The organism is Pseudomonas sp. YY-1, from assembly GCF_002843095.1.
Classification (GTDB): Bacteria; Pseudomonadota; Gammaproteobacteria; order Pseudomonadales; family Pseudomonadaceae; genus Aquipseudomonas; species Aquipseudomonas sediminis_A.
The window spans coordinates 202,022-226,180 of sequence record NZ_PJLX01000007.1; the positions used below are offsets into that span (position 1 = coordinate 202,022).

Annotated in this window: 26 protein-coding genes; 11 read left to right on the top strand and 15 right to left on the bottom strand. The window is 62.8% G+C overall.

Annotated features, from left to right (window positions below; all coding sequences use genetic code 11):
- Positions 1-80 precede the first annotated feature (80 nt).
- The 3 genes from CXP40_RS12470 to CXP40_RS12480 all read right to left on the bottom strand — a co-directional run bounded on the left by CXP40_RS12470 (position 81) and on the right by CXP40_RS12480 (position 2,600).
- A complete protein-coding gene (locus CXP40_RS12470) occupies positions 81-1,469 on the bottom strand; it encodes an adenylate/guanylate cyclase domain-containing protein (RefSeq protein ID WP_106733973.1) in 1,389 nt (462 codons plus the stop codon).
- Between the two features lie 158 nt (positions 1,470-1,627).
- Positions 1,628-2,215 carry an HD domain-containing protein gene (locus tag CXP40_RS12475; RefSeq protein WP_106733974.1) on the bottom strand — a complete coding sequence of 196 codons (588 nt, stop codon included), beginning with the start codon at positions 2,213-2,215 and terminating at the stop codon, positions 1,628-1,630.
- Positions 2,216-2,282: 67 nt separating this feature from the next.
- Positions 2,283-2,600, bottom strand: coding sequence for an Mpo1-like protein (locus tag CXP40_RS12480; protein WP_106733975.1), 318 nt, complete (start codon positions 2,598-2,600; stop codon positions 2,283-2,285).
- 130 nt (positions 2,601-2,730) lie between these two features.
- On the opposite strand from CXP40_RS12480, the gene CXP40_RS12485 reads away from it, so the two are divergent.
- On the top strand, positions 2,731-3,744 hold the full coding sequence (locus tag CXP40_RS12485) for an AraC family transcriptional regulator (RefSeq protein WP_106734024.1): 1,014 nt from the start codon (positions 2,731-2,733) through the stop codon (positions 3,742-3,744).
- 14 nt (positions 3,745-3,758) lie between these two features.
- On the opposite strand, the gene CXP40_RS12490 is transcribed toward CXP40_RS12485, so the two are convergent.
- Both CXP40_RS12490 and CXP40_RS12495 read right to left on the bottom strand, forming a co-directional pair.
- Entirely contained in the window at positions 3,759-5,213 is a 1,455-nt protein-coding gene (locus tag CXP40_RS12490) for a TrkH family potassium uptake protein (RefSeq protein ID WP_106733976.1), read from the bottom strand.
- Positions 5,214-5,216: 3 nt separating this feature from the next.
- A complete protein-coding gene (locus tag CXP40_RS12495; protein WP_106733977.1) occupies positions 5,217-6,671 on the bottom strand; it encodes a TrkH family potassium uptake protein in 1,455 nt (484 codons plus the stop codon).
- A 150-nt stretch (positions 6,672-6,821) separates the two neighbouring features.
- On the opposite strand from CXP40_RS12495, the gene CXP40_RS12500 reads away from it, so the two are divergent.
- Together CXP40_RS12500 and CXP40_RS12505 are read left to right on the top strand one after the other, a co-directional pair.
- Positions 6,822-7,193: a YkgJ family cysteine cluster protein gene (locus tag CXP40_RS12500; protein WP_037002400.1), complete on the top strand. Its 372-nt coding sequence runs from the start codon at positions 6,822-6,824 to the stop codon at positions 7,191-7,193.
- 312 nt (positions 7,194-7,505) lie between these two features.
- Positions 7,506-8,066, top strand: coding sequence for a nitroreductase family protein (locus tag CXP40_RS12505; RefSeq protein WP_106733978.1), 561 nt, complete (start codon positions 7,506-7,508; stop codon positions 8,064-8,066).
- Positions 8,067-8,078: 12 nt separating this feature from the next.
- Here CXP40_RS12505 and CXP40_RS12510 read toward each other — a convergent pair whose 3' ends face one another.
- The 5 genes from CXP40_RS12510 to CXP40_RS12530 form a co-directional block, all read right to left on the bottom strand.
- Complete coding sequence (locus CXP40_RS12510; protein ID WP_106733979.1) at positions 8,079-9,407, bottom strand: HAMP domain-containing sensor histidine kinase; 1,329 nt, start codon at positions 9,405-9,407, stop codon at positions 8,079-8,081.
- 63 nt (positions 9,408-9,470) lie between these two features.
- Entirely contained in the window at positions 9,471-9,884 is a 414-nt protein-coding gene (locus CXP40_RS12515) for a Spy/CpxP family protein refolding chaperone (protein ID WP_106733980.1), read from the bottom strand.
- Positions 9,885-10,161: 277 nt separating this feature from the next.
- Positions 10,162-10,839 (bottom strand): response regulator transcription factor, encoded by a 678-nt coding sequence (locus tag CXP40_RS12520; protein WP_099525356.1) that lies wholly within the window; start codon positions 10,837-10,839, stop codon positions 10,162-10,164.
- Positions 10,840-10,842: 3 nt separating this feature from the next.
- Positions 10,843-11,217 (bottom strand): translation initiation factor 2 (IF-2, GTPase), encoded by a 375-nt coding sequence (locus CXP40_RS12525; RefSeq protein WP_106733981.1) that lies wholly within the window; start codon positions 11,215-11,217, stop codon positions 10,843-10,845.
- A gap of 41 nt (positions 11,218-11,258) precedes the next feature.
- Positions 11,259-11,558: a YciI family protein gene (locus CXP40_RS12530; protein WP_074940120.1), complete on the bottom strand. Its 300-nt coding sequence runs from the start codon at positions 11,556-11,558 to the stop codon at positions 11,259-11,261.
- Positions 11,559-11,678: 120 nt separating this feature from the next.
- Here CXP40_RS12530 and CXP40_RS12535 point away from each other — a divergent pair, with 120 nt between their 5' ends.
- From CXP40_RS12535 to rluB, 7 genes are all read left to right on the top strand, one after another.
- Positions 11,679-12,545, top strand: a complete 867-nt coding sequence (locus CXP40_RS12535; protein ID WP_099525358.1) for a PHP domain-containing protein — start codon at positions 11,679-11,681, stop codon at positions 12,543-12,545.
- Positions 12,546-12,558: 13 nt separating this feature from the next.
- Positions 12,559-13,185 (top strand): L-threonylcarbamoyladenylate synthase, encoded by a 627-nt coding sequence (locus tag CXP40_RS12540; protein WP_106733982.1) that lies wholly within the window; start codon positions 12,559-12,561, stop codon positions 13,183-13,185.
- 186 nt (positions 13,186-13,371) lie between these two features.
- On the top strand, positions 13,372-14,586 hold the full coding sequence (locus tag CXP40_RS12545; RefSeq protein ID WP_106733983.1) for a tryptophan--tRNA ligase: 1,215 nt from the start codon (positions 13,372-13,374) through the stop codon (positions 14,584-14,586).
- A gap of 140 nt (positions 14,587-14,726) precedes the next feature.
- Positions 14,727-15,425 (top strand): ScpA family protein, encoded by a 699-nt coding sequence (locus CXP40_RS12550; protein ID WP_166432412.1) that lies wholly within the window; start codon positions 14,727-14,729, stop codon positions 15,423-15,425.
- Positions 15,422-16,231 carry an SMC-Scp complex subunit ScpB gene (gene scpB / locus CXP40_RS12555; RefSeq protein ID WP_106733984.1) on the top strand — a complete coding sequence of 270 codons (810 nt, stop codon included), beginning with the start codon at positions 15,422-15,424 and terminating at the stop codon, positions 16,229-16,231. Before CXP40_RS12550 ends, scpB begins: the two co-directional genes overlap by 4 nt.
- 97 nt (positions 16,232-16,328) lie before the next feature.
- On the top strand, positions 16,329-16,511 hold the full coding sequence (locus CXP40_RS12560; protein WP_106733985.1) for a DUF1289 domain-containing protein: 183 nt from the start codon (positions 16,329-16,331) through the stop codon (positions 16,509-16,511).
- A gap of 126 nt (positions 16,512-16,637) precedes the next feature.
- Positions 16,638-17,795, top strand: a complete 1,158-nt coding sequence (gene rluB / locus CXP40_RS12565; protein WP_092374724.1) for a 23S rRNA pseudouridine(2605) synthase RluB — start codon at positions 16,638-16,640, stop codon at positions 17,793-17,795.
- Positions 17,796-17,898: 103 nt separating this feature from the next.
- Here the strand turns inward: rluB and CXP40_RS12570 are convergent, their stop codons facing one another.
- From CXP40_RS12570 to CXP40_RS12590, 5 genes are all read right to left on the bottom strand, one after another.
- Positions 17,899-18,825, bottom strand: coding sequence for a GGDEF domain-containing protein (locus CXP40_RS12570; protein ID WP_106733986.1), 927 nt, complete (start codon positions 18,823-18,825; stop codon positions 17,899-17,901).
- Positions 18,826-19,066: 241 nt separating this feature from the next.
- The gene (locus CXP40_RS12575) at positions 19,067-19,807 is read right to left on the bottom strand and encodes a YciK family oxidoreductase (protein ID WP_106733987.1); all 741 of its coding nucleotides are present in this window, start codon (positions 19,805-19,807) and stop codon (positions 19,067-19,069) included.
- Positions 19,808-19,882: 75 nt separating this feature from the next.
- Complete coding sequence (gene mupP, locus CXP40_RS12580; RefSeq protein WP_106733988.1) at positions 19,883-20,554, bottom strand: N-acetylmuramic acid 6-phosphate phosphatase MupP; 672 nt, start codon at positions 20,552-20,554, stop codon at positions 19,883-19,885.
- 5 nt (positions 20,555-20,559) lie between these two features.
- Positions 20,560-21,258: a bifunctional 2-polyprenyl-6-hydroxyphenol methylase/3-demethylubiquinol 3-O-methyltransferase UbiG gene (gene ubiG, locus CXP40_RS12585; protein WP_106733989.1), complete on the bottom strand. Its 699-nt coding sequence runs from the start codon at positions 21,256-21,258 to the stop codon at positions 20,560-20,562.
- 293 nt (positions 21,259-21,551) lie between these two features.
- A complete protein-coding gene (locus tag CXP40_RS12590) occupies positions 21,552-22,871 on the bottom strand; it encodes a TRZ/ATZ family hydrolase (protein WP_106733990.1) in 1,320 nt (439 codons plus the stop codon).
- Between the two features lie 160 nt (positions 22,872-23,031).
- On the opposite strand from CXP40_RS12590, the gene mtnA reads away from it, so the two are divergent.
- Positions 23,032-24,108: an S-methyl-5-thioribose-1-phosphate isomerase gene (gene mtnA / locus CXP40_RS12595; protein WP_106733991.1), complete on the top strand. Its 1,077-nt coding sequence runs from the start codon at positions 23,032-23,034 to the stop codon at positions 24,106-24,108.
- Positions 24,109-24,159 lie beyond the last annotated feature (51 nt).

The window sequence follows — 24,159 nt, forward strand, 5'->3', positions numbered from 1 at the left end:
CTTTATCGCGGCTGAAGCCGCTCCCACAGGGGAGGATGTAGGAGCGGCTTCAGCCGCGAATCGAGCTCAGGTTGTGCGCGTCAGAGAATGACCTTGTCGCGCAGCTTTTCGGCGGCCTGGTTGAGCGCCTGGATCACTCGCTCCTTGTCGAAGTTCTGAATACCGTTGGTGTCCAGGTACATGGAGAAGCCCGGCAGCTCGTGCTCGACGTAGCTGGAGGTGGCGCCCAGGTCGCGGCGGAAGTCCACCACCTGGTAGATCTGCACCGGGCGGGTGAAGCCCTTGACGGTGATCTGGCCCTTGTCGCGGCACATGATCACGTCCTTGACCAGCGAATAGGTCTCGTGGGAGATCAGGATCTCGCCGGATTCTGCGGCGCTCTCCAGTCGGCTGGCGAGGTTCACGTCGCGGCCGATGATGGTGTAGTCCATGCGCGTGTCGGCGCCGAAGTTGCCCACCGTGCAGTAGCCGGTATTGAGGCCCATGCGAATTTCCAGAGGCTTGGTGATGCCCTGGGCGCGCCATTGTTGGCGCAGCACCTTCATGTGCTTGCGCATGGCGATGGCCATGGAAACCGCTGCGACCGCATCCTTTTTGGCGCCATTGCTGCTGGGGTCGCCGAAGAACACCATGACGCAGTCACCGATGAACTTGTCGATGGTGCCGCCGTACTTCAGGGTGATCTTCGACATTTCATTGAGGTAGGTGTTGAGCAGGTCGGTCAGTGCTTCGGCTTCCAGCTCTTCCGACAGTTCGGTGAAGCCCTTGATGTCGGAGAAGAACACCGTGAGCTTCTTGCGCTGGGTTTCCAGGCGCACGCTTTTCTTGCCGGTGAAGATCGATTCCCAGACCTGTGGGGACAGGTATTTGGCCAGGTTGCGCGCCAGGCGTGCGGCCTTCTCCTGCTCACGCTTGATCTCGCTGCGCACCTGGGCCAGGCGCAGCCCTTGCTGGTTGACGAAATAAGCGGTAATGCAGATGTACAGGGTGGCGAAGAGGATGCTGACCAGCGCCACCAGCGTTGGAGTGTCGGTATTGGGATGAACGCCCACCAGCGCGGCGCACAATGCCATGCCGCTGGCGGCCACCAGCAGTCCCAGGCCTAGGTAGCGCACGCCGCCGATGACCAAAGCGCTGAAGCAGAGAATCAGCAGGAACATCAGGCTGGGTACGGCGGAGAAACCGAGCAGCACGCAGGCCGCGCCAGCATGCAGGGCGTCGAAGAACAGCAGGGCAAGATCGGTCTGCGCGGGGTAGTCGCGTTTGAAGCGGCGGCTCAGGTTGTGCGCCAGATGGGGATAGAGCAGGGCGTAGGGCACCATCCACAGGATGTCGTAGCCGAAGTGCCCCACGTAGGTGCCGGCGGCGATGCTGGCAGCCGTGGCGATATAGGCCAGTACGCGCGAATAGTATTCGCGCAACGGCGGCGTCGGCAGCCCGTTGGCACGGCTGGGGGTTGCTGGCTTCATCTGCTGGAACTGTCCCTGCTGGATTTCTGGCGTCTCTACTGGACGCCTGGCTGGTCTGCAAGACCTGAGCCAGAGGCTCGCTGGGCGGGGATCATAACCAAGGGGGTGGCGGCCAGCCAAGCACGGCCGCCGAACGGTGGCGCAGCAGAGGCCAGCGGTCAGGTGCTGGTGCTGTCCATGGCGGCCAGGTAGATGGAGTTCTTCGGCCGGGCGAACACGCGCTGCAGCATGGGTTCGAAGAAACTCAGCGGCAAGCTTTCGTAGTCGGGGTCGAAGGCAGCCGCGTCGTACGTGGCACAGAAGTCGATGGTCGCCTGGTATTGCGGGTGGTCCTTGAATTGCTCGCGCAGGTGGCGATCCATGCCCAGGTGGTGGAAGAAGTAATAGCCCTGGAAGATGCCGTGTTTCTCCACCATCCAATGGTTCTCGGCACTGACGAAAGGTTTGAGGATAGCCGCGGCAATGTCTGGGTGGTTGTAGCTGCCGAGCGTATCGCCAATATCGTGCAGCAGCGCGCAGATCACGTACTCCTCGTCACGGCCGTCGCGATGGGCGCGGCTGGCGGTCTGCAGCGAGTGGGTCAGGCGGTCGACCGGAAAACCACCGAAATCGCCGTCGAGCAGGCGCAGGTGGGCGAGGATGCGAGCGGGCAGTTCGGCGGCGTAGGCGGCGAAGTCTTGGGCGATGATGGCCCAATCCTCGGCCTGGCCATCTTGCATATGGGTGAAGCGGGCTCGGCTATTCATGGCATTTCTCGTTCTTGTTGTTCTGGGGCGTTACGGCAACCCTTGCTTCGGCACGTGTGGCTGCGGGCTAGAAGCGGATACGGCCGGTAAAGGCATCCTTGAGCATCACCCAGTCGCCCATCAGGCTATACAGCGGGTAATCGAAGGTCGCCGGGCGGTTCTTCTCGAAGATGAAGTGGCCGATCCAGGCGAAGCCGTAACCGGCCAACGGCATGGCTAGCAGCCACAACCATTGTTGGGTAAGCAGGGCATAGGCGAGGATCGTCAGCACCAGCAGGCTGCCGACGTAGTGCAGGCGGCGGCACACGGGGTTGCTGTGCTCCTGCAGGTAGTAGGGATAGAACTCGGCGAAGCTCTGGTAGCGCTCGGTAGTCTGGGCGGTCATGGCGCACCTCCTGTTATTGTCACGGTCGAGTGTAGGGTGGCTGTCTCCATCGGCCACTGACTTAAAGTGCCAGTCTAGTATCCTTGCGCCGCCAACCATGGCCTTGCTGATTGATCATAAGAACAAGACGATGAGTGAAAGAACCACCTCTTCCAACTGGGCATTGGCCATCGTGCAGGCGCTGGAGCTGGGCGGCGTCGACTGCGTCAGCCTGTTCGCCGAGCTGGGCATGGAGTACGCCGCGCTGAACGACCCGGATGCACGTTTCCCGCAGGACGGCATGACCCGGCTGTGGCAGCGCGCAGTGGCCCTGTCGGGCAACCCGGCGATCGGTCTGAACATGGCGCAGGTGGTACGTCCGGCGTCCTTTCATGTGGTGGGTTACGCGCTGATGTCCAGCCGCAACCTGCGTGACGGTTTCACTCGTCTGGTCCGCTATCAGCGCATCATCGGTGAAGGTGCTGACCTGAATTTCCTGCCGCAACCCGACGGTTACGCACTTAGTCTGGCCATTCACGGCGATCGCCTGCCGCCAGCGCGGCAGAGCGCGGAGGCCTCGATAGCTTATTGCCTGGCGTTCTGCCGCTGGATGACCGGCAAACCGATCCGCCCACGCGAGGTGCGCCTGCAAGGCCCCGCTCCGGCTGAGTTGGCGCCTTATCAGCAGGTGTTCCAGGCGCCATTGAAGTTCAACACCGAGCGTTATGAACTGATCTTCGACCGTGCCGATCTTGAGGCGCCGCTGCCCAGTGCCAATGAGGCGCTTGCGCAACTGCATGACCGTTTTGCTGGGGAGTACCTGGCGCGTTTCTGCAGTAGCCGTGTCACCCATCAGGCGCGCCAGGTACTGTGTCGCCTGTTGCCGCAGGGCGAGCCACGCCGTGAGGTGGTGGCACAGGCGCTTCATCTGTCGCAGCGCACCTTGCAGCGACGCCTGCAGGAGGAGGGCACCAGCTATCAGCAACTGCTCGACGACACGCGCCGAGAGTTGGCTGAGCAGTATCTTGGCCAGGTCGACCTGACGTTGCTGGAGGTTGCTTATCTGCTGGGCTTTGCCGACCCGAGCAACTTCTTCAGGGCGTTTCGCCGCTGGTTCGGAGAAACGCCCGGTGAGTATCGCAGTCGTCGTGGGCTGGCCGGTTAAGGTCCATCAACCACTCAATGGCGCCAGAAGGCGGGGAACAACAGCACCAGCACCGTGAGGATTTCCAGGCGCCCGAGCAGCATACCCAGGCTCAGTAGCCACTTGGCCGTATCGGGAATGGTGGCGTAGTTGCCGGCCGGGCCGACCATCTCACCCATGCCCGGGCCAACACCGGAGACCATCGCCGCCGCGCCGGTCAGGGCGGTGATCCAGTCCACGCCGCACATCGCTACTGCCAGGGCCAGCGTGGCGATGGTGATGGTGTAGAAGAAGGCGAAGGCCAGGATCGAACGAACGATGTCTTCATCCAGCCGGTGATGGTTGTACTGCTGCTTGATCACGGCGCGCGGGTGGATGAGCTGCTTGAGGTTGGCCTTGAGCAGGATGTAGGCGACCTGGAAACGGAAGATCTTCAGGCCGCCTGCGGTAGAGCCGGAGCACCCGCCAACGAAGCCCAGGTAGAAGAACATCATGCTGGCGAAGGGGCCCCACAGGTGGTAATCACCCACGGCGAAGCCGGTGGTGCTCATGATCGAGGTAATGTTCACCGCCACCAGGCGCAGTGCATCGAGCCAATACAGATCGGTGGTGAACCATTTCCAGCCAGCCAGCACGAACCAGCTACCCACCAGCAGCAGCAGAAAGCCACGCACTTGCGCATCGCGAATCAGTGCGCGGTAGTTGCCACGTAACGTGCTGACGTAGAGCACGAACGGCAGGCTGCCGAGCACCATCACCACGATGGCGACCCAGTGAACCGCAGGCTGCTGCCATTTACCCAGCGACGCGTCCGAGGTGGAGAAACCACCGGTGGCGATCGCCGACATGGCGTGGTTGATCGCATCGAACACGCCCATGCCTGCCAACCAGAAGGCCAGTACGGCGAAGGTGCTGAGGCCGACGTAGGCCAGCACCATGTACTTGGCGACCATGTGTGAGCGCGGCATGACCTTTTCCGAACGGTCCGAGGACTCGGTCTGGAACAGGCGCATGCCACCGATGCGCAGGATCGGCAAGATCGCCACGGCCATGCCGATGAAGCCTATGCCGCCCAGCCAGTGCAGCAGCGAACGCCAGATCAGGGTACCTGGAGACATGTCGTCGAGGCCGCTGAATACGGTGGCGCCGGTGGCGGTAATGCCGGACATGCTCTCGAAGTACGCGTCGGTAATGCTTGCGCGTTCGGCGAACATGAATGGCAGCGCAGCGAAGATCGATACCATCACCCAGCTCGACACCGTCAGCATGTACATGTCGCGTGGGCGCAGTTGCGTTTGTTTGGGTCTGCCCTGGGCGATCATGGCGATGCCGACGAGTGCGGTGATCAGGCTCGACCAGAGGAAGGCATTGATCTTCTGTGGTTGCTCGAAAATCAACAGGGTGACCACCGGCACCAGCATGCTCAGTGCCAGAGTGATGAGGAAAATGCCGTTGATGAAGGCGAGGATGCGCAGGCTGGCTAAAGGCATCGGTCAGTGTTTCCAGAAGCTGCGGGTGATCAGCACCAGCACGGTCAGAATTTCCAGGCGGCCCAGCAGCATGCCGGCACTGAGCAGCCACTTGGCTGAATCCGGCAGGCTGGCGAAGTTGCCGGCCGGGCCGATGATAGGGCCAAGGCCGGGGCCGACGTTGCACACCGCGGTGGCAGCGCCGGTCAGCGCGGTGACCCAATCCAGGCCGGTAAGGGTCAGGGCCAGGGCCAGCACGCCGATGGTGATCGTGAAGAAGAAGGAGAAGGTGATCATCGAGCGCACGATCTCTTCATCGAGATTGTGGTTGTTGTACTGCTGCTTGATCACCGCACGCGGGTGCACCAGCTGCATCAGGTTGGCCTTGAGCAGCACGTAGGCGACCTGGAAGCGGAAGATCTTCAGGCCGCCTGCGGTGGAGCCGGAGCAGCCGCCGACGAAGGTCAGGTAGAAGAACAGCAGCACGGCGAAGCTGCCCCAGGTGGTGTAGTCGCCGAGGGCGAAGCCGGTGGTGGTGACCACCGAGGTGACGTTTACCGCGACGATACGAAAGGCGTCGAGCCAGGCGTAGTCCGAGTTGATCCACAGCCAGGTGCCGAAGACCAGCCAGGTCAGCAGCAGAAAACCGATGAAGCCGCGAACCTGATGGTCTTTGAACAGGGCGTTGCGATTGCCGCGAATAAAGGCGACGTAAAGCATGAACGGCATGCCGCCGAGCAGCATCAATACCACCGCCGTCCAATGCACGGCAGGCTGTGGCCAGTGTGCCAGCGACGAATCGGAAGTCGAGAAGCCACCCGTGGAGATCGACGCCATGGAGTGATTGATGGCCTCGAAGGGGCTCATGCCCGCCGCCCAGAACGCCAGGAAACCCAGCAGGGTGAGGGCCAGGTAGATCAGCAACAGGTACTTGGCCGCCATGTGCGAGCGGGGCATCACCTTTTCGCCCCAGTCCGAGGATTCGGTCTGGAACAGGCGCATGCCACCGACGCGCAGCAGCGGCAGAATCGCCACGGCCATGCCGATGAAGCCGATACCGCCGAGCCAATGCAGCATCGAGCGCCAGATCAGGATGCCGGGTGACATGCTGTCCAGGCCAACCAGTACGGTGGAGCCGGTGGTGGTGATGCCGGACATGGTTTCGAAGATGGCGTCGGTGTAACTGATATGTGCAATCAGCATCAACGGCAGCGCGGCGAAGGCGCACACCACGGTCCAGCTACCGGTGGTTAGCAGGTACATGTCTCGCGGGCGCAGCTGAGCGTTCTGCGGTCGACCGGGAGCCACCAGAGCGAGACCTGTGATCAGGGTGATCAGGCTGGACCAGAGGAAAGCGTTGAGATCTTCCGGGTGCTCGAAGATCAGCAGCGTCAGCATCGGAATGGCCATGCTGATCGCCAGGGTAATCAGGAATATGCCGATGATGAAACCGATGGTACGTAGCGTCGGCAAGGCCATTTAGGGGGCTCTGGCGGATTGTAAAAGTGCGCCATTCTACCCGTGGACGGGCGGCTGTAAACCGCTGCACCAAGGGGCTTTACAAGCGCATCGCCAAGCATAGAATAGCCGCCAGTTGCCGACGTCCGTCGGTTTCCGAGTCCTCCCCAAATGTCCGAAGCTAATCCTTGCCTCACGTGCGGCGCCTGCTGCGCGTTTTTTCGTGTGTCCTTCTTCTGGGGCGAGTGCCAATCCGCGGGCGGTAGCGTGCCGGATGAGCAGGTTATCCAGATCAGCCCTCACTACGTCGCCATGCGTGGCACGGAGAGCAAACCGGCACGTTGCACGCAACTGTTGGGCGATGTCGGTTGTGGGGTGCGTTGCACCATGTATGAACAACGTTCGAGTAGCTGCCGCGAGTTCGAAGCGTCATGGGCGAACGGTGAGCACAACCCGCGTTGCGACGATGCGCGCAAGGCTTACGGTCTGCCACCGCTCACTCCGCCGGTGCAGCCGGTGATATCGCCTGACCGCGTCGCCTGACGGCAGCTCAAAACGCAGGTAAAGCAGGGCATCGTCTGGACAGCCGAAGCGCGTTTGCGGAGGGTGTCTGGGGGCGAAGCGTTGCCATTGCGGCGTTCCCTCGATTCGCGGCGGGGCGCCGCTCCTACAAGGCGATGCGGTGCCTGCGGCGTTTGCGTAGGAGCCCCGCCCCGGGGCGAAGCCTTTTGCTTTACGGTGTGTTTGCGATTCGCCGCGAGGCGCGGCTCCTACAAGACTCTTGCATACCGCTGAGCTTGCAGCTTGCAGCTTGCAGCATTGAGAATGCGCCATCTTTGTTTTTGGAGGTGGCCGATGGAAGCTCTCGACGCTCTGCTCAACCGTGTTTCTGTTCCTCGTTTGGTCGAACCAGCCCCGGATGCCGCGCAGCGTGACCTGATGTTTCGTGCCGCCCTGCGCGCCCCGGATCATGGCCAACTGCGTCCCTGGCGTTTTCTGACGATCGAGGGGGCGGCGCGTGAGCGCATGGGCGAACTGTTCGCCGAAGCCCTGCAGGTCGCCGATGCACAGGCCGCGCCGGAGGCGCTGAACAAAGCGCGTGGCATGCCGCTGCGCGCGCCATTGCTGGTGGTGGTGATCGCTCGCGTGCAGGCTCATCCCAAGGTGCCGGCCTCCGAGCAGGTGATCGCGGCTGGCTGTGCGGCTCACGGCATGCTGCTGGCGGCTCATGCTCAGGGCATAGGCGCGGTGTGGCGCACCGGCGACATGGCCTACAACGCCCACGTGGGCAAAGGCCTGGGCCTGGCGGCGGACGAACAGATCATCGCCTATCTCTACCTCGGCACACCGGAGCGTGAGCTGCGCCGCGTCCCGGAAATGGTCGTCGAGGATTTCGTCAGCGCCTGGCAGGGCTGATCGACACGCGCTTCAGCCTGCCTGCTGCCTGGCCGGCAGGCTGAGCGTGGCAATGAAGCCGCCTTCTGGATGGTTGGCCAGCAGTAGCTCGCCGCCATGGCGCTGCGCGGCCCGGCGTGCGATGGCCAGCCCGAGGCCGTGGCCGGTGCTGCTTTGACCGGGTGCACGAAAGAAAGGTTTGCCCAACTGCTGCAGGTGCTCGCTGGCCACGCCAGGGCCATGGTCGCGCACGCTCAGCGTGACGCTTGCACCCTGGCGCTGCATGCTGATGACGACAGGCTGATCCGCTGGGCTGAAGCGCAAGGCATTGCGTAGCAGGTTGTCCAGCGCGCGTTCCAGCATGTCTGGCCAGCCTTCCAGGCGTGCCGCGGGGTCGAGATCGATCTGCAACTGTTGCTGTGGGGCGGTCAGGCGAGCGTCTTCCTGCAGTTTGCCGAGCAGGGCGGCCAGATCGACGGGGCGCGCATCGCCCGGGTCTGCATCCAGGCGCGCCAAGGCAAGAATTTCGCTGATCAGCGCCTCCAGCCGGTCACACTCCTGACTCAGGCGTGGCCACAGCCTTTCTCGCTCTGCAGCATCGGCGCGCTCTGCCAATGCCAGTGCAATACGCAGTCGCGCTAGGGGCGAGCGCAATTCGTGGGAAACATCGCGCAGTAACTGGCGCTGGCTGCCGATCAAGCCCTGCAGTCGCTCGCCCATGCGGTTGAAGTCCTTGGCCAGCAGGCCCAGCTCGTCGCGGCGGGTGGCCAGACGAGCCAGGCTGTTCTGCTGATAGGCGGTCTGGCCGAGGTCATGCACGGCGCCGCGCAAGCGGTCCAGTGGGCGGGTGATCGACAGCGTCAGCATCAGGCTGAACAGCGTCAGCACCACCAGGGCAATAGCGATGGCGCTGAGTGGCCAGAAGAGGCTGCCGCGGTGCCAGGCTGCCAGTTCCGGGTGTGGAATTCGGTAGATGAACAGGTAGCTTTCGCCGCTTTCCGGGCTGGTGTATTCGGCGGTCAGACGCCGCCAGGGCAAGCGACGGTCGTCGCCTTGACGCGCCTCGAAGGCTGCGGCACGGGACGGAAAAGTGCCTTTGACCAGTTGCTGGCCGCTCTCGCCAAGCACTTGCGTGTCGATGCGGTATTTGCGTTTGCGCTGTTCGAGAAAGTCCTGGGCGGCTGCTGGCCCCTGCTGTTCGTAGCGCTTGACCCATTTGCTGTCGAGGCCATCCAGGCCTGGGTGCAGGCTTAGAATCCAGGCGTCCTGATTGAGGGCGCGACCCAGTAGCAGCGACAGGCCGGCGACCAGTGCGATGCCCAGCCAGAAAGTCGCCAGAATGCGCCAGAACAGTGAACGCACGGTAATTCCTCATGCAAAAGCCGCCGGGCTCTGAGAGCGCGGCGGCGGGTTTAGGGGCGTCGATCAGTTGGTCTTGCTGTCCTTCTCAGCCTTCCAGGCCTTGAATTCGGCCATCTCGGCGCGACGGGCTTCCATTTTTTTCTGGTGCTCGTCGAAGGCCTTCTGCTGCTCGGGGTTGAGCAGGTCACGCAGGGCCTTGTGCTGGTCGGCGCGCGCCTTGTCCAATTCCTTCTTCATGGCCTGCTTTTCGGCTTCCGGCAGCTTGTCCAGGTAGCGCTTGGTGATGTCGCGATGGGTTTTCATCTGATCGCCCATCAGTTTGCGAAATTCCTGGCGCTGTTCCTTGCTCAGGTTCAGCTCCTTGAACATGCCGGGGCCGCGGTCGTGGTGGCGGGGGCCACCGTCTTGCATGGGCATGGCGAAAGCCAGGGTCGGCAGGGTGGCAGCGAGCAGCAGGGCGGTGAGGGTCTTACGCATGGTGATTCTCCTTGTCTTGAGAACCTGTTTTACGATCTAGCGAGCTAGAGTCATGCAAGGCGAAAACAGACGAGGAAGCGGAGTGTACTGTTGTACATGAGCATTCCGAGTCTGTTTTCAACGCAGCAGGGCCGACGCGCAGCAGGTCGTAAACAGGTTCCGAGGCCGGTAAGTACCGGATGGGCTCATTATGCGGCGGTCAAGGTCAAGGGCAGTCAGGTGTGGGTAAAGCTTGGGTAAAGGCGATGTTGCGGGTTATTTACGCTGCGCCAGGCAGTCACTGCGCGTAGTAATAGCCACGACTGCGCAAGGCGAGAATGCGTGGGCGGCCATCCGGGTGCGGGCCGAGCTTCTTGCGAAGGTTGCTGACGTGCATGTCCAGGCTACGGTCATACAGCGTCAATTTGCGGCCCAGGGCGAGTTGCGCCAGGGCCTGTTTGTCCACTGGCTCGCCCGGCTGCTGCAGCAGGGCCTCCAGCAGGCGGCTTTCGGAAAGCGTCAGGGGAACGTCATGTTCGCCAATACTGACCACCCCGCGATTGGGGCTGAAGCGGAGGTCGCCCAGCTCCAACTGGCTGCTTGCCGGTGCGGGCACGGTGCGGCGCAGCACAGCGCGCAGGCGTGCGGTCAGCTCGCGAGGGTCACAAGGCTTGGCCAGGTAGTCATCGGCGCCTAGCTCCAGGCCAAGGATGCGATCCAGGGGTTCGCCCCTGGCCGAGAGCATCAGCACTGGCAGTTCCGGATGCTCGCCACGCAATTGCTTGAGCAGCTCCAGGCCGCTGCCGTCCGGCAGCATGACGTCTAGTACCACGGCCTCAGGCGCGTGTGTAACGAGGGCCTGGCGGGCGCCGCCGGCATCGTGGCAAGCCGTGACCTGAAAGCCTTCCTGGGTCAGCCAGCGGGTCAGCAGCTCGCAGAGTTCCTGATCATCATCGATCAGCAGTAGTCGGTTCATGGGTTAGTTGATCCACTCGCGACGGGTCTTGCGAGAGCCGCGCAACAGGGCGCCGAATATCATCGAGATCAGGCTCAGGGCGGCGCCAACGGCGAACCAGGTCTGTTCTTCGCTGAGCAGGCGAGGTTGAGCCTGAGCCTGGCTTTCCTTCAGTTGCATGCGCAGGCGCTGGTTTTCCTGGCGCAGGCGTTGCAGTTGCACGGCGCTGCTCGCTTCCTGCTCGTTGCGCAATTGCTCACTTTGCGCCAGGCGCTGTTCCAGCGCCTGGGTGTCGAGCGGCGCTGCAGGGGCAGATGGCTCAGAGGGTTGTTCTTCTGCCTGTACCGAAGCACAAGTCAGCATCACGGTGACCAGCAGGGACAGCGGGATCGAGCGCATCGCGATTCCTTGTGTGCGAGAGCAGCGTTGGTAGAACTCTTTCAGGGCAGTACTTTCTTGAAGGGTTTGACCAGAACGTTGGCATACACACCGGCGGTTCGATATGGGTCGGCGTCGGCCCATTTCTGCGCAGCTTCGAGGGAGTCGAACTCGGCAACCACCAGGCTGCCACTGAACCCTGCTGGGCCCGGATCGTTGCTGTCGACGGCCGGATGCGGGCCGGCCAGCAGCAGGCGGCCTTCCTGCTTCAACTGCTCCAGGCGAGCGAGATGAGCGGGGCGGGTGGCCAGGCGATTTTCCAGGGAGTTTTCGACGTCGGTGGCGATGATGGCGTAGAGCATCTCAATCCTTATTTGGGGTCGAAGCGGGGAGGGATGAAGCGTTTGCGCCACACGGCAAAAGCCTGCTTGCGGCGGATGTGGGGCATAATAACAAACATCAATCTCAACGAAAGCGCCGCCATGATTGTCGATTTGCACTGCCACAGCACCGCCTCCGATGGCGCCCTGGCCCCCGCCGTACTGGTGGCCCGAGCGCATGAACGGGGCGTGCGGCTATTGGCGTTGACCGATCATGACACCCTGGAAGGTCTCGATGAGGCGCGTCGTGCTGCCGAACCGTTGGGTGTGAAGCTGGTCAACGGTATCGAGTTGTCCTGCACCTGGGGTGGGGCGACCATTCACGTATTGGGCTATGCCTTCGAGCGCGAGGCGCCAGCGCTGTGCGCTGCCATAGAGGCCCTGCATCACGGGCGCTGGCAGCGTGCCGAGGAAATTGACCGGCGCCTCTCGGCTAAAGGCATGCCGGGCGCACTTGAGGGCGCACGTGCTGTCCAACAGGAATTGGGCGACAGTGGCAACGCGCCGGCGCGTCCACATTTCGCCGAATTTCTTGTGCGCGCCGGGCATGTGCGCGATCGCGCCGAGGCGTTTCGCAAGTGGCTGGGCTCGGGTAAGTTGGGTGACGTCAAGCAACATTGGCCTATGCTGGAAGAAACCGTCGCCACTTTGCGTTCGGCCCGGGCCTGGATCAGTCTGGCGCATCCGTGGCAGTACGACTTTACTCGCAGTAAGCGTCGACGTTTGGTGGCCGATTTCGCGGCGGCCGGCGGTCATGCCCTGGAAGTGGTCAATGGCATGCAGCCGGCCGAGCAAGTCGGCGGTTTGGCGATTCTGGCGCGCGAGTTTGGCTTGATGGCCAGTGTCGGCAGCGATTTCCATGCTCCTGGCGACTGGTCCGAGTTGGGCATGTATCGCCCATTGCCTGATGACCTGACTGCGCTCTGGGAGCGCTTCGAACATGCACAGCCATCCGCTGTCACTTCATGAGCTGGGAGCAAGTGTGAGTCAATTTTTCCAGGTTCACCCGGAAAACCCACAGGCACGCCTGATAAAACAGGCCGTGGAAATCATTCGTGGCGGCGGCGTGGTGGTCTATCCGACCGACTCTTCCTATGCGCTGGGCTGCATGATCGGTGACAAGAATGCGGTTGAGCGTATTCGCCGCCTGCGTCAGCTCGACGACAAGCACAACTTCACCCTGGTTTGCCGCGACCTGTCGCAGATCGGCCTGTTCGCCAAGGTCGACACCGCCGCTTTCCGCCTGCTGAAGAATCACACCCCGGGCCCTTACACCTTCATCCTCAACGCCACCCGCGAAGTGCCGCGAATGTTGCTGCACCCCAAACGTCGCACCATCGGCATCCGCGTACCCGGCCACCCGATCGCCCTGGCGTTGTTGGAGCAACTGGGCGAGCCGTTGATGAGCGTCAGCCTGATCATGCCGAGCGATGAGCTGCCGATGTCCGACCCCTACGAGATGCGCCAGATTCTCGAGCACCATGTGGACCTGATCATCGATGGCGGTTTTGGTGGTCTGGAAGCCTCTACCGTGGTCAATCTGGCCGACGACAGCCCCGAGGTCGTGCGCGTCGGTTGCGGTGACCCAACGCCGTTCAACGATCTCTGAAGCGAGACCGGAAAAATCCATCATGCCCGCGCCGGCGGGCATCCAGCGTTTTCGAATGATCTGGGCTTCCGTCATCACCGGAGTGACGATCAAGCGCTTTTTCAAAACATCCCTACAGCGCCTTTTCCGTTGTGAGCGCAGCTACCCTATACTCCGTGGTCTTGTCTGGATTATGGATAGAACGGTTTGAGCCTTAACGACTCTGAGCGTCGGGTGTTGTCAGGGATGCGTCCGAGTGGTCGTCTTCACCTCGGGCACTACCACGGTGTGTTGAAGAACTGGATCAAGTTGCAGCACGAGTACGACTGCTTCTTCTGTATCGTCGACTGGCATGCCCTGACCACCGAATACGCCGATGCCGGCCAGCTTTCCCAGCATGTCATGGATATGGCAGTGGATTGGCTGGCCGCAGGCGTAAGCCCCAGCTCTGCAACGCTGTTCGTACAGTCTCAGGTGCCGGAGCACGCCGAGCTCCACGTGTTGCTGTCGATGATCTGCCCGCTCAGTTGGCTGGAGCGCGTACCGTCCTACAAGGAGCAGCAGGAGCACCAGAGCGGTAAAGACCTCTCCACCTACGGTTTTCTCGGCTACCCGCTGCTGCAGGCCGCGGACATCCTGCTGTACCGCGCCGGGCAGGTGCCGGTCGGCGCCGATCAGCTCCCCCATATCGAATTTGCCCGTGAAGTGGCGCGCCGCTTCAACCACCTGTACGGCAGCGAGCCGGATTTCGGGCGCAAGGCTGAAGCTGCCATCGGCAAGCTGGGCAAGAAGCTCGGTAAGCTCTACAGCAACCTGCGCAAGGCTTATCAGGAGCAGGGTGACGCACAGGCCCTGGAGACGGCGCGGGCCTTGCTCAAGGAGCAGACCAGCATCACCCTCGGCGACCAGGAGCGCCTGTACGGCTATCTCGAAGGTGGCGGCAAGGTGATTCTGAGTGAGCCGCAGCCGATTCTTGCCGAGTTTTCGCGGGTACCTGGTCTGGACGGACAGAAAATGGCCAAGTCCAGCGGCAACGCGATATTCCTGCGCGATAGCGATGCCGAACTCGAGGAAAAACTGCGGCGCATGCCCACCGATCCGGCCCGCGTACACCGTGACGATCCAGGTGAGCCGCAGCGTTGCCCGGTCTGGTCGCTGCATCAGCTGTATTCCAGCGACGAGCAATTGCATTGGGTGATCGAGGGCTGCCGCAGCGCCTCGATTGGTTGCCTCGACTGCAAGAGCACGCTGTGCTCCTCTCTGCAGGCCGAGCTTGCGCCGCTGCAGCAGCGCGCCATCGACTACGAGGAAAGCCCGGACCTGGTGCGCAGCATTCTCGCCGAAGGCGCCGAGCGCGCGCGTGACGAGGCGCGTGAAACCCTGGCCGAAGTGCGCATGGCCATGGGCCTGAATTACCGTTGAAGGAGCGCCCGTCGATGAGCGAGCCCGCCACGCCAACCCCCGACAGTCAGGCCGGTGCCCAGCAGGAGCTGCCGTTCGCCCTGGTGTATGGCGAGGCGGTCACCGAGCTGCCACTGGATCTGTACATTCCCCCGGATGCCCTGGAAGTCTTCCTCGAGGCCTTCGAGGGGCCGCTGGACCTGCTGCTGTATCTGATCCGCAAACAGAACATCGACATCCTCGACATCCCGGTGGCCGAGATCACCAAGCAGTACATGGGCTACGTTGAGCTCATGCACTCGGTGCGTCTGGAACTGGCTGCCGAATACTTGGTGATGGCCGCCATGCTGGCCGAGATCAAGTCGCGCATGCTGCTGCCGCGCTCGACCGAGGCCGAGGAAGAAGAGGACGACCCGCGTGCCGAGCTGATTCGCCGCCTGCAGGAATACGAGCGCTTCAAGGCCGCTGCCGAAGGTATCGACGAGCTGCCGCGTGTCGGCCGCGACGTGACCGTGCCGAAACTGGATGCTCCCGAAGCCAGGGCGCGCAAGCTGTTGCCGGATGTCAGCCTGGAGGAGGTGCTGCTGTCGATGGCCGAGGTGCTGCGCCGCGCCGACATGTTCGAAAGCCACCAGGTTACCCGTGAGGCCCTGTCTACCCGCGAGCGTATGAGTGAGGTGCTGGAGCGCCTCAAGGGCGGGGCTTTCGTGCCGTTCGTCGAGCTGTTCGCTGCTGAGGAGGGTCGGCTAGGCGTGGTGGTGACCTTCATGGCGGTGCTCGAATTGATCAAGGAATCCCTGGTCGAGCTGGTGCAGAATGAGCCCTTCGCCGTTATTCACGTCCGAGCCCGTGCCGAATGAACCTCAACGATCCCAAAGACCTGGCCCAATTGCTCGAAGCCTTTCTGCTGGCTTCGGGCAAGGCGCAGTCGCTCGAACGCCTTTTCGAACTTTTCGAAGAGGGTGAGCGGCCCGAGCCTGAGCAGTTCAAGGCGGCGCTGGAGGTCCTGCGTCTGTCCTGTGAGGGGCGCGCCTTCGAGTTGAAGGAGGTGGCCTCGGGCTACCGCCTGCAGGTGCGTGAGCGCTTTGCTCCCTGGGTTGGCAGGCTTTGGGAAGAGCGTCCGCAGCGTTACTCCCGTGCGCTGCTGGAGACCCTGGCGCTGATCGCCTACCGCCAGCCCATCACCCGTGGCGAGATCGAGGACGTGCGCGGCGTGGCGGTCAACAGCAATATCACCAAGACCCTGCTCGAACGCGAGTGGATTCGCGTGGTGGGCTATCGCGATGTCCCGGGGCGTCCGGCAATGTTCGCCACCACCAAGGGCTTTCTCGATCACTTCAACCTGAAAAGCCTCGACGAGCTGCCGCCGCTCGCCGCTCTGCGCGAGCTGGAGCCCGAGCCTGAACTGGCATTGGATGACGACGCCGAGGTGCCGGCCGGGTTGCAGGCACGCGCCGATCTGGCCTTGCAGGACGACGGTGAAGCCGCCGAGCCGCGCGAGGAAACCAGCTTCCGCAGCCTGCTGGCCGAGCTGGACACCATGGAGCAAGGGCTCAAGACCGATTTCGATGACCTGCGCCTGGCCGATGAGGACGAGGCAGGCGAGTCGGATGAAGCGGTCGAAGACGATCTGGCTGACCTTGACGGCGATCAGCCGTTGCATTGAGTGCGTGTAAGCCAGCTATCGAATACTTCAATCTCGCTGTTGTGTGCTCGGCCTTTATTCTGGCGCCCATCCGATCCTTCTCGGCCCAGGAGCGCCCATGAGCAAGAGCCCGTGCATCAAGGTCTGTGAATTCGAAAAGGACATCTGCCTCGGCTGTGGCCGTAGCCGCCAGGAAATCAAGGGCTGGAAGCGCCTGGACAAGGGCGAGCGCCTGGCTCTGCTGGCCGAAGCCAATATGCGTCTGCTGGCGCTGGAGGCGACCGGACGGCGCAAGTTCTGAGCGTGCCGGGCGCTGCTTCAGCGCTTTTCGCTGTCGTTTGGCCGAGCCTCGTCTACCCTAAGGGCTCTGTAGTGCGTATGATGCGCGCCCTTCGATCATCAACTACTACACCGGGAGGTGCCCACGATGACTGAGCACGAACAACCGCGTCCTGCAGGCGAGAAACTGCAGAAAGTCCTGGCCCGCCTCGGGCTGGCTTCGCGTCGCGAAATCGAGACCTGGATCGCCGAAGGTCGGGTCAAGGTCAATGGCGCTGCTGCGACCCTGGGCCAGCGCGTCGATGCCAACGACGCCATCGCCCTCGATGGCCGCTTGCTCAAGCGCGAAGAAATCACCGGCTCGGTACGCCGCGTGCTGATCTACAACAAGCCGGACGGCGAGATCTGCACCCGTGACGACCCGGAAGGTCGCCCAACCGTCTTCGACCGCCTGCCGCGTCCCAAAGAGGGGCGCTGGATCAACATCGGTCGCCTCGATATCAACACCACCGGTCTTTTGCTGTTCACCACCGATGGTGAGCTGGCCAACCGCCTGATGCACCCCTCTTATCAGATGGACCGCGAATATGCGGTGCGCGTGCGTGGTGAAGTCACTGAGGAAATGCTGGAGAACCTCAAGAACGGCGTGATGCTCGAGGACGGTCCGGCCAAGTTCACCGACATCAAGGAAGCGCCGGGCGGCGAGGGCTTCAACCACTGGTATCACTGCGTGGTGATGGAAGGCCGCAACCGTGAGGTGCGCCGCCTGTGGGAGTCCCAGGGTCTGGTGGTGAGCCGTCTGAAACGTGTGCGTTTCGGTCCGGTGTTCCTGACCTCCGAGCTGACCATGGGCCGCTGGCGCGAAATGGAGCAGCGTGAAGTGGACATTCTCAGCGCCGAAGTTGGCCTGACCCCGCAGGCACTGCCGGCGATGAAGGAAAAGACCCGCGAGAAGCTCGACCGCCTGCAGCGCAAATCGGCCAAGCCGGTCGAGGTACGTGGTAAGCGCGTGTTGCGTCCGGCGAAGGATGAGGCCGGTGCTGACAATGCTCGCCCGAGCCGCGCACCGCGCCGTGACGAGGCTGAGCAGCGTACACCGCGCGGCCCGCGTAAAGAGGGCGGTGAGCGCCGCGAGAATGGCCGTGGCACACCGGTGGCGGAGCGTCCGAGCGATGTGAAGAAGCGCCAGCCGCGCCCGGCCGTCGAGTTGTCCGAGCGTCCGGCGCGCAAGCCGCGTCCGGCAACACCCGGCAAGCGTCCGCCTGCTGGTGATGGTCAGCGTCCAGGCTTCGGCCGCAAGCGCTGATAAACGAAAAAGGGACTCTGCGGAGTCCCTTTTTTCATTCTGCTTTCCGGAAGGCAGCGTGAACTACTGTATTCAGAGCATTCCGAATTAGGCGGGCAATCTCTCAACCGGCCATGGACAGGCGGTTGCGGCCTTCGCGCTTAGCCACGAACAACGCGTTGTCAGCACGGCGCAGCAAGCTTTCGCCTGACTCGCCCGGCAGCAGGCTGGAACAGCCCAGGCTGATGGATACGTCGATGTGGCGGCCGGCATCCAGGCATTGCAGCTCCATCACCGCAAAGCGCAGGCGCTCGCCCACCAGCGCAGCGCCTTCGCGGTTGGTGCCGGAGAGAATCACCAGAAATTCCTCGCCGCCGTAGCGAAATACCATGTCGATGTTGCGCAGCTGGTTCTTCAGGGTCTGGGCGACTGCTTTCAGCACTTCATCGCCAAGCGCATGGCCGTAGTTGTCATTGATGCTCTTGAAGTGGTCGATGTCGAGCATCAGCAGTGACAAGGGTTGCAGGTTGCGGCGGGCCAGATCCACCTCGCGCTGCAGCACCTGGTCCATGGCGATGCGGTTGCCGGTGTCGGTCAGTGGGTCGCGCAACGCACTTTGCAGAGCGGTGCGGTAGAGCAGGGCATTGCGCAGTGGGAACAATAGGCTCGCCAGCAACGACTCCAGCTGAATCAGCTCCTCTTCGGAGAAGCGCTGCTTGCGGCGGAAAATCAGCTCGCCCAGGTATTCCCCCTCATGACTCAGGCGATAGCCTGCCGAGTGAGGCGAGCGCTCGCCCAGCTCGAGGCGCAGGTCGTGCGATGGATGCTGGAAAGCCAATGCATCGAGCGGCACCAGGCGCTGCACTTCGCGGAAGAACAGATTGAGGATTCGCTCCGCGTCCAGGCTGGTCTGCAGTTGCAGGCTCAATTGGTGACGCAGCTCTACCAGGCTGGCGGGCTTGAGCGGCAGGTTGCGACTGCCGGTAAAGCCGAGACGCTGCAGCTTGGCGGCATCGAAATCGATGGTGTTGGACTGGCTGGGGGGAACCATGGAGCTGAACCTCTGGCGCGATGGTGCGACGAGAGGGTTAGAGCGAATTTCGTGCCAGGTGGTTCTTTCGGGATTAAAGTCTTGTGAAGTCAGTCACTTAGATGTTTTTCAGAGCGCTGATCGGCAAGGGGTTGCCGGTTGCCTGACGGTGGTACTGGCAATGTGCTGCCGCCTGGCAGTGATAGCGGCGGATTTTTGTCGTGCCATGGCCCACTGATGGGCAGTGAGCCATGGCAGGTAATCACTGAGCGTCGAATGCCTGGCCGTTGACGCCCTTGCTGTCCGGGCCCATCAGGTAGAGGTAGAGCGGCATGATCTCTTCCGGTAGCGGACGGGTCGCCGGGTTTTCCCCGGGGTAGGCCTGGGCTCGCATGGCTGTGCGGGTCGCGCCGGGGTTGATGCTGTTGGCGCGTACGTTGGCGATGCCGTCCAGCTCGTCAGCCATGACCTGCATCAGGCCCTCGGTGGCGAATTTCGATACCGCGTAGGCGCCCCAGTAGGCGCGGCCCTTGCGACCGACGCTGCTGGAGGTGAAGGCGACGGAGGCGTCCTCCGACAGTTTGAGCAGCGGCAGCAGGGTGCTGCTGAGCATGAACATGGCGTTGACGTTGACGTGCATGACACGCATGAAATTGTCGCCGGAAAGCTGCTCCAGCGGCGTGCGCGGGCCGAGGATCGAGGCATTGTGCAGCAGACCATCGAGGTGGCCGAACTCGTTCTCGATCATCACCGCCAGTTCGTCGTACTGGTGCGGCAGGGCGGTTTCCAGATTGAAGGGGATCAGCACCGGTTGCGGGTGGCCGGCCGCCTCGATCTCGTCATAAACCTGGCTCAGGTTGGCCTCGGTCTTGCCCAGCAGCAGCACCGTCGCGCCATGGGCGGCGAAGCTCTTGGCGGCGGCGGCGCCAATACCGCGGCCGGCACCGGTGATCAGGATGACGCGATCCTTGAGTAGGTCTGCGCGGGCGGTGTAGTCGAACATGTGAGGATCCTTCGGAGAACTCTTGAGGGTAGGGTGGGTGAAACCCGCCAAATTGGAGAATGGCGGCCTGCGCGATCAGCAACTGCACAGGGCGCGATCAAGCACTGCACGCAGTTCCTGGGGGTGGTCCACGACCACGTCGGCGCCCCAGTTGCGTGGGTTGTCCTCGGGGTGGATATAGCCATAGGTCACCGCTGCCGTGCGGCAGCCGGCGGCGCGGCCGGATTCGATGTCGCGCGCGTCGTCGCCGATGAACAGCACTTCCTCGGGTTTGACGCCCATTTGCTGGCAGGCGAGCAGCAGCATGTCCGGCGCGGGTTTGCTTTGCTCGACATGGTCCGGGCAGACCAGCACTGCCGAGCGCTCGGCCAGATTCAGGCCCTGCATGATCGGCTCGGCGTAACGCACCGGTTTGTTGGTGGCGACGCCCCACAACAGGCGCGCCTGTTCGATGTCGTCGAGCAGGGCTTCGATGCCGTCGAACGGGCGGGTGAGGACTGCGCAGTGTTCCTGGTAGCGCTCCAGGAACTCCTGGCGCAGGGCTTCGAACGCGGCGGAGTCCGGGTCTTCATCGAAAGCGCAGGCGACCATGGCGCGAGCGCCGCCGGATACCTGGTCACGTATGGCCTTGTCTGCCAGTGGCGGCAGGCCGCGAGTGGCGCGCATGGCCTGGGTGATGGCGATGAAGTCCGGCGCCGAATCGAGCAGGGTGCCGTCCATGTCGAAAAGAACTGCTTTCAAACGCATGCGTTCTACTCCTTGCGCAGCGTCTGGATCATGTAGTTGACATCGACGTCCGCCTCCAGCTTGTAGTGCTTGGTCAGTGGGTTGTAGGTCAGGCCGATGATGTCCTTGACCTCCAGCCCGGCCGCGCGGCTCCAGGCGCCGAGTTCGGACGGACGGATGAATTTCTTGAAATCGTGGGTGCCACGCGGCAGCAGGCGCAGGATGTATTCGGCGCCGATCACGGCGAACAGGTACGCCTTGGGGTTGCGGTTGATGGTGGAGAAGAACACTTGGCCGCCCGGTTTGACCAGTCTGTGGCAGGCACGGATGACCGAGGAGGGATCGGGTACGTGCTCGAGCATTTCCAGGCAGGTGACGACGTCGAACTGTTCCGGCATTTCTTCTGCGAGTGCTTCGGCGGTGATCTGTCGGTAGTCGACTTCGACGCCGGACTCCAGCTGGTGCAGCTGGGCGACCGACAGCGGGGCCTCGCCCATGTCGATGCCCATCACCGTTGCGCCGCGCTGGGCCATGGCTTCACTGAGGATGCCGCCGCCACAACCGACGTCCAGTACGCGCTTGCCGGCCAGGCCGACGCGCTCGTCGATCCAGTTGACCCGCAGCGGGTTGATATCGTGCAGAGGTTTGAACTCGCTTTCGCGGTCCCACCAGCGGTGTGCCAGGGCCTCGAATTTGGCGATTTCGGCGCGGTCGACGTTGCTCATAAGCATCTCTATTCAAAGCATGGAAAGCGTATCGCCGCTATGTTGCCAGTTTAGGAACGGGCGTGGGGCGGCGCGGATTCGTTCAATGTATGTCAGTTTGTCGCAGTGGTTTGGGAATGTTGTCGCGCCCAAGGTTTATCGGCTGCTCATTTATTTCGTTCATGCGCGGTCTGCCCCCTCTCCCATTTATGGGAGAGGGTTGGGGAGAGGGTCAGGCGAGTAGCTCGGTGTTACCTGGCAGCCCTCTCCCCCGGCCCCTCTCCCGCAAGCGGGAGAGGGGAGGATAAGCAGTGTTACTTGCTGGCAATCCTGGCTCCCCATTCCCTGGCCTTGGCGATCAGCTCGCTTTCGTCCATGCGCGTCAGGCGGCCGTCGTCCAGCAGCTGCTTGCCGCCAACCCACAAATGCTTGACGCAGTCGCGGCCGCTGGCATAGATGAGTTGCGACACCGGGTCGTAGATCGGTTGCTGGGCCAGGCCGGAAAGATCGAAGGCGACCACATCGGCCAGCTTGCCCAGTTCCAGCGAGCCGGTCTGTGTTTCCAGTCCCAGTGCGCGCGCGCCATTCAAGGTGGCCATACGCAAGGCGCTGTGAGCGTTCAGGGCAGTGGCGGAGCCGGCGATGGCCTTGGCCAGCAGGGCGGCGGTACGGGTTTCGCCGAGCAGGTCGAGGTCGTTGTTGCTGGCGGCGCCATCGGTGCCGATGGCGACGTTGACGCCGGCCTGCCATAGGCGTTCGACCGGGCAGAAGCCGCTGGCCAGTTTGAGGTTGGACTCGGGGCAATGCACGATGCTGCAGTTGTGCTCCACCAGCAGCGCCAGGTCCTCGTCATCGATCTGCGTCATGTGCACCGCCTGGAAGCGCGGGCCGAGCAGGCCGAGGCGAGCCAGGCGCGCCAGCGGACGTTCGCCGTGCTTGGCGACGGCTTCGGCCACTTCCTGCGCGGTTTCGTGCACATGCATATGAATGCCGGCATCCAGCTCGTCAGCCAGTACGCGAATCTGTTCCAGCTTGTCGTCGCTGACCGTGTAAGGCGCGTGGGGGCCGAAAGCGATGCGAATTCGCGGGTGTTGCTTGAGGTCATCGAACAGCTGCAGGCCCGTACGCAGCGCTTCGGCAGCGTTGAGTGCGCCGGGTACCGGGAAGTCCAGTACAGGGACGGTGATCTGCGCGCGCACGCCGGCGTTGTGCACACGTTCGGCGGCGGTCTGCGGGTAGAAGTACATGTCTGAGAAGCAGCTGATGCCGCCCTTGATCTGTTCGGCGATGGCCAGATCGGTGCCATCGCGGACGAAATCCTCGTCGACCCACTTACCCTCGGCGGGCCAGATATGTTCGTGCAGCCAGGTCATCAGTGGCAGGTCGTCGGCGATACCGCGCAAAAGCGTCATCGCGGCGTGGCCGTGGGCGTTGATCAGGCCGGGGGCAAGCAGGCATTGCGGCAGCTCGCGCACCTCGGTCGCCGGGTGGCGCAGGGCTTCGCTGCGCGGTGCGATCAGCGCGATACGTCCGTCGCGGATGCCCAGGCCATGGTCGCGTAGCACCACCCCGGCCGGCTCAACGGGCACCAGCCAGGTGGGCAGGAGCAGCAGGTCGAGAGGGGCTTCGGGCATGGGGGATTGTCCGTCTGGCTTGATCGATGCAAGGAAGGTCGCCAGTGTATAGATGAACGCGCGTGGCTTGAAGCCGTGAGGGCGAGCAGGATTGTTCGGCTGGTCTTGGTCGGTCTGCGTATAATCCGCGATTTTTTGGCGGTGACAGATGGAGTGCGCGATGCGCGAGCAATTGCTGGCGGTGGAGAAGGTTCAGGCAATCGAGTGGCGCGATGGCGCGTTGTACCTGCTCGATCAGCGCCTGCTGCCGCATCGGCAGACCTGGTTGCGCTTCGATTCTGCCGCCGAGGTGGCTGACGCGATTCGCGATATGGTGGTGCGCGGCGCGCCGGCTATCGGCATCGCTGCTGCCTATGGCCTGGTGCTGGGCGTCCGAGCTCGGCTGCAGGCTGGTGGTGACTGGCGCGAGGCGCTGGAGGCGGATTTTGTCAGTTTCGAGCGCTCGCGTCCTACCGCGGTAAACCTGTTCTGGGCTCTGCAGCGCATGCGTGAGCGCCTGGCGCGACTCAAGGATGGCGACGACATCCTGGCCCTGCTGGAGGCCGAGGCGGTGGGGATTCACCTCAGCGACCGTGAGGCCAACCTGACCATGGCGCAGTTGGGCATGGAGTTGATTCGCAAGCATCAGGGCAATCCGCAGGTGCTGCTGACGCACTGCAATGCCGGGGCCCTGGCGACCGGCGGCTTTGGCACCGCGCTCGGGGTGATCCGTGCGGCTTATCTGGAAGGCTTGGTCGAGCAGGTCTATGTCGATGAAACCCGCCCCTGGCTGCAGGGAGCGCGACTGACGGCCTGGGAATTGGCGGGTGACGGCGTGCCGGTCACGCTCAATGCCGATGCAGCGGCGGCTCACCTGATGAAGACCAAGGGCATCACCTGGGTCATAGTCGGGGCTGACCGCATTACTGCCAACGGCGATGTGGCCAACAAGATCGGTACCTACCAGCTGGCGGTCAACGCCATGCATCACGGCGTGCGGCTGATGGTGGTGGCGCCGAGTTCGACCATCGATATGAATCTGGAAAGTGGCGAGGACATCGTGCTCGAAGAGCGTGATGGTCGTGAGCTGCTGGAGGTGGCGGGGCATCGGGTTGCAGCGGATGTGCATGCCGTCAATCCGGTGTTCGATGTGACGCCGGCTGATTTGGTCGATTACATCGTGACCGAGAAAGGCGTGATCGAACGCCCCGACAGTACCAAGCTGGCGCAGCTGATGTGTCGCAAGCGCCTGCACTGAGCTGAACGAGCACGGCTTAATCCCTGTAGGAGCCCCGCCCCGGGGCGAAGC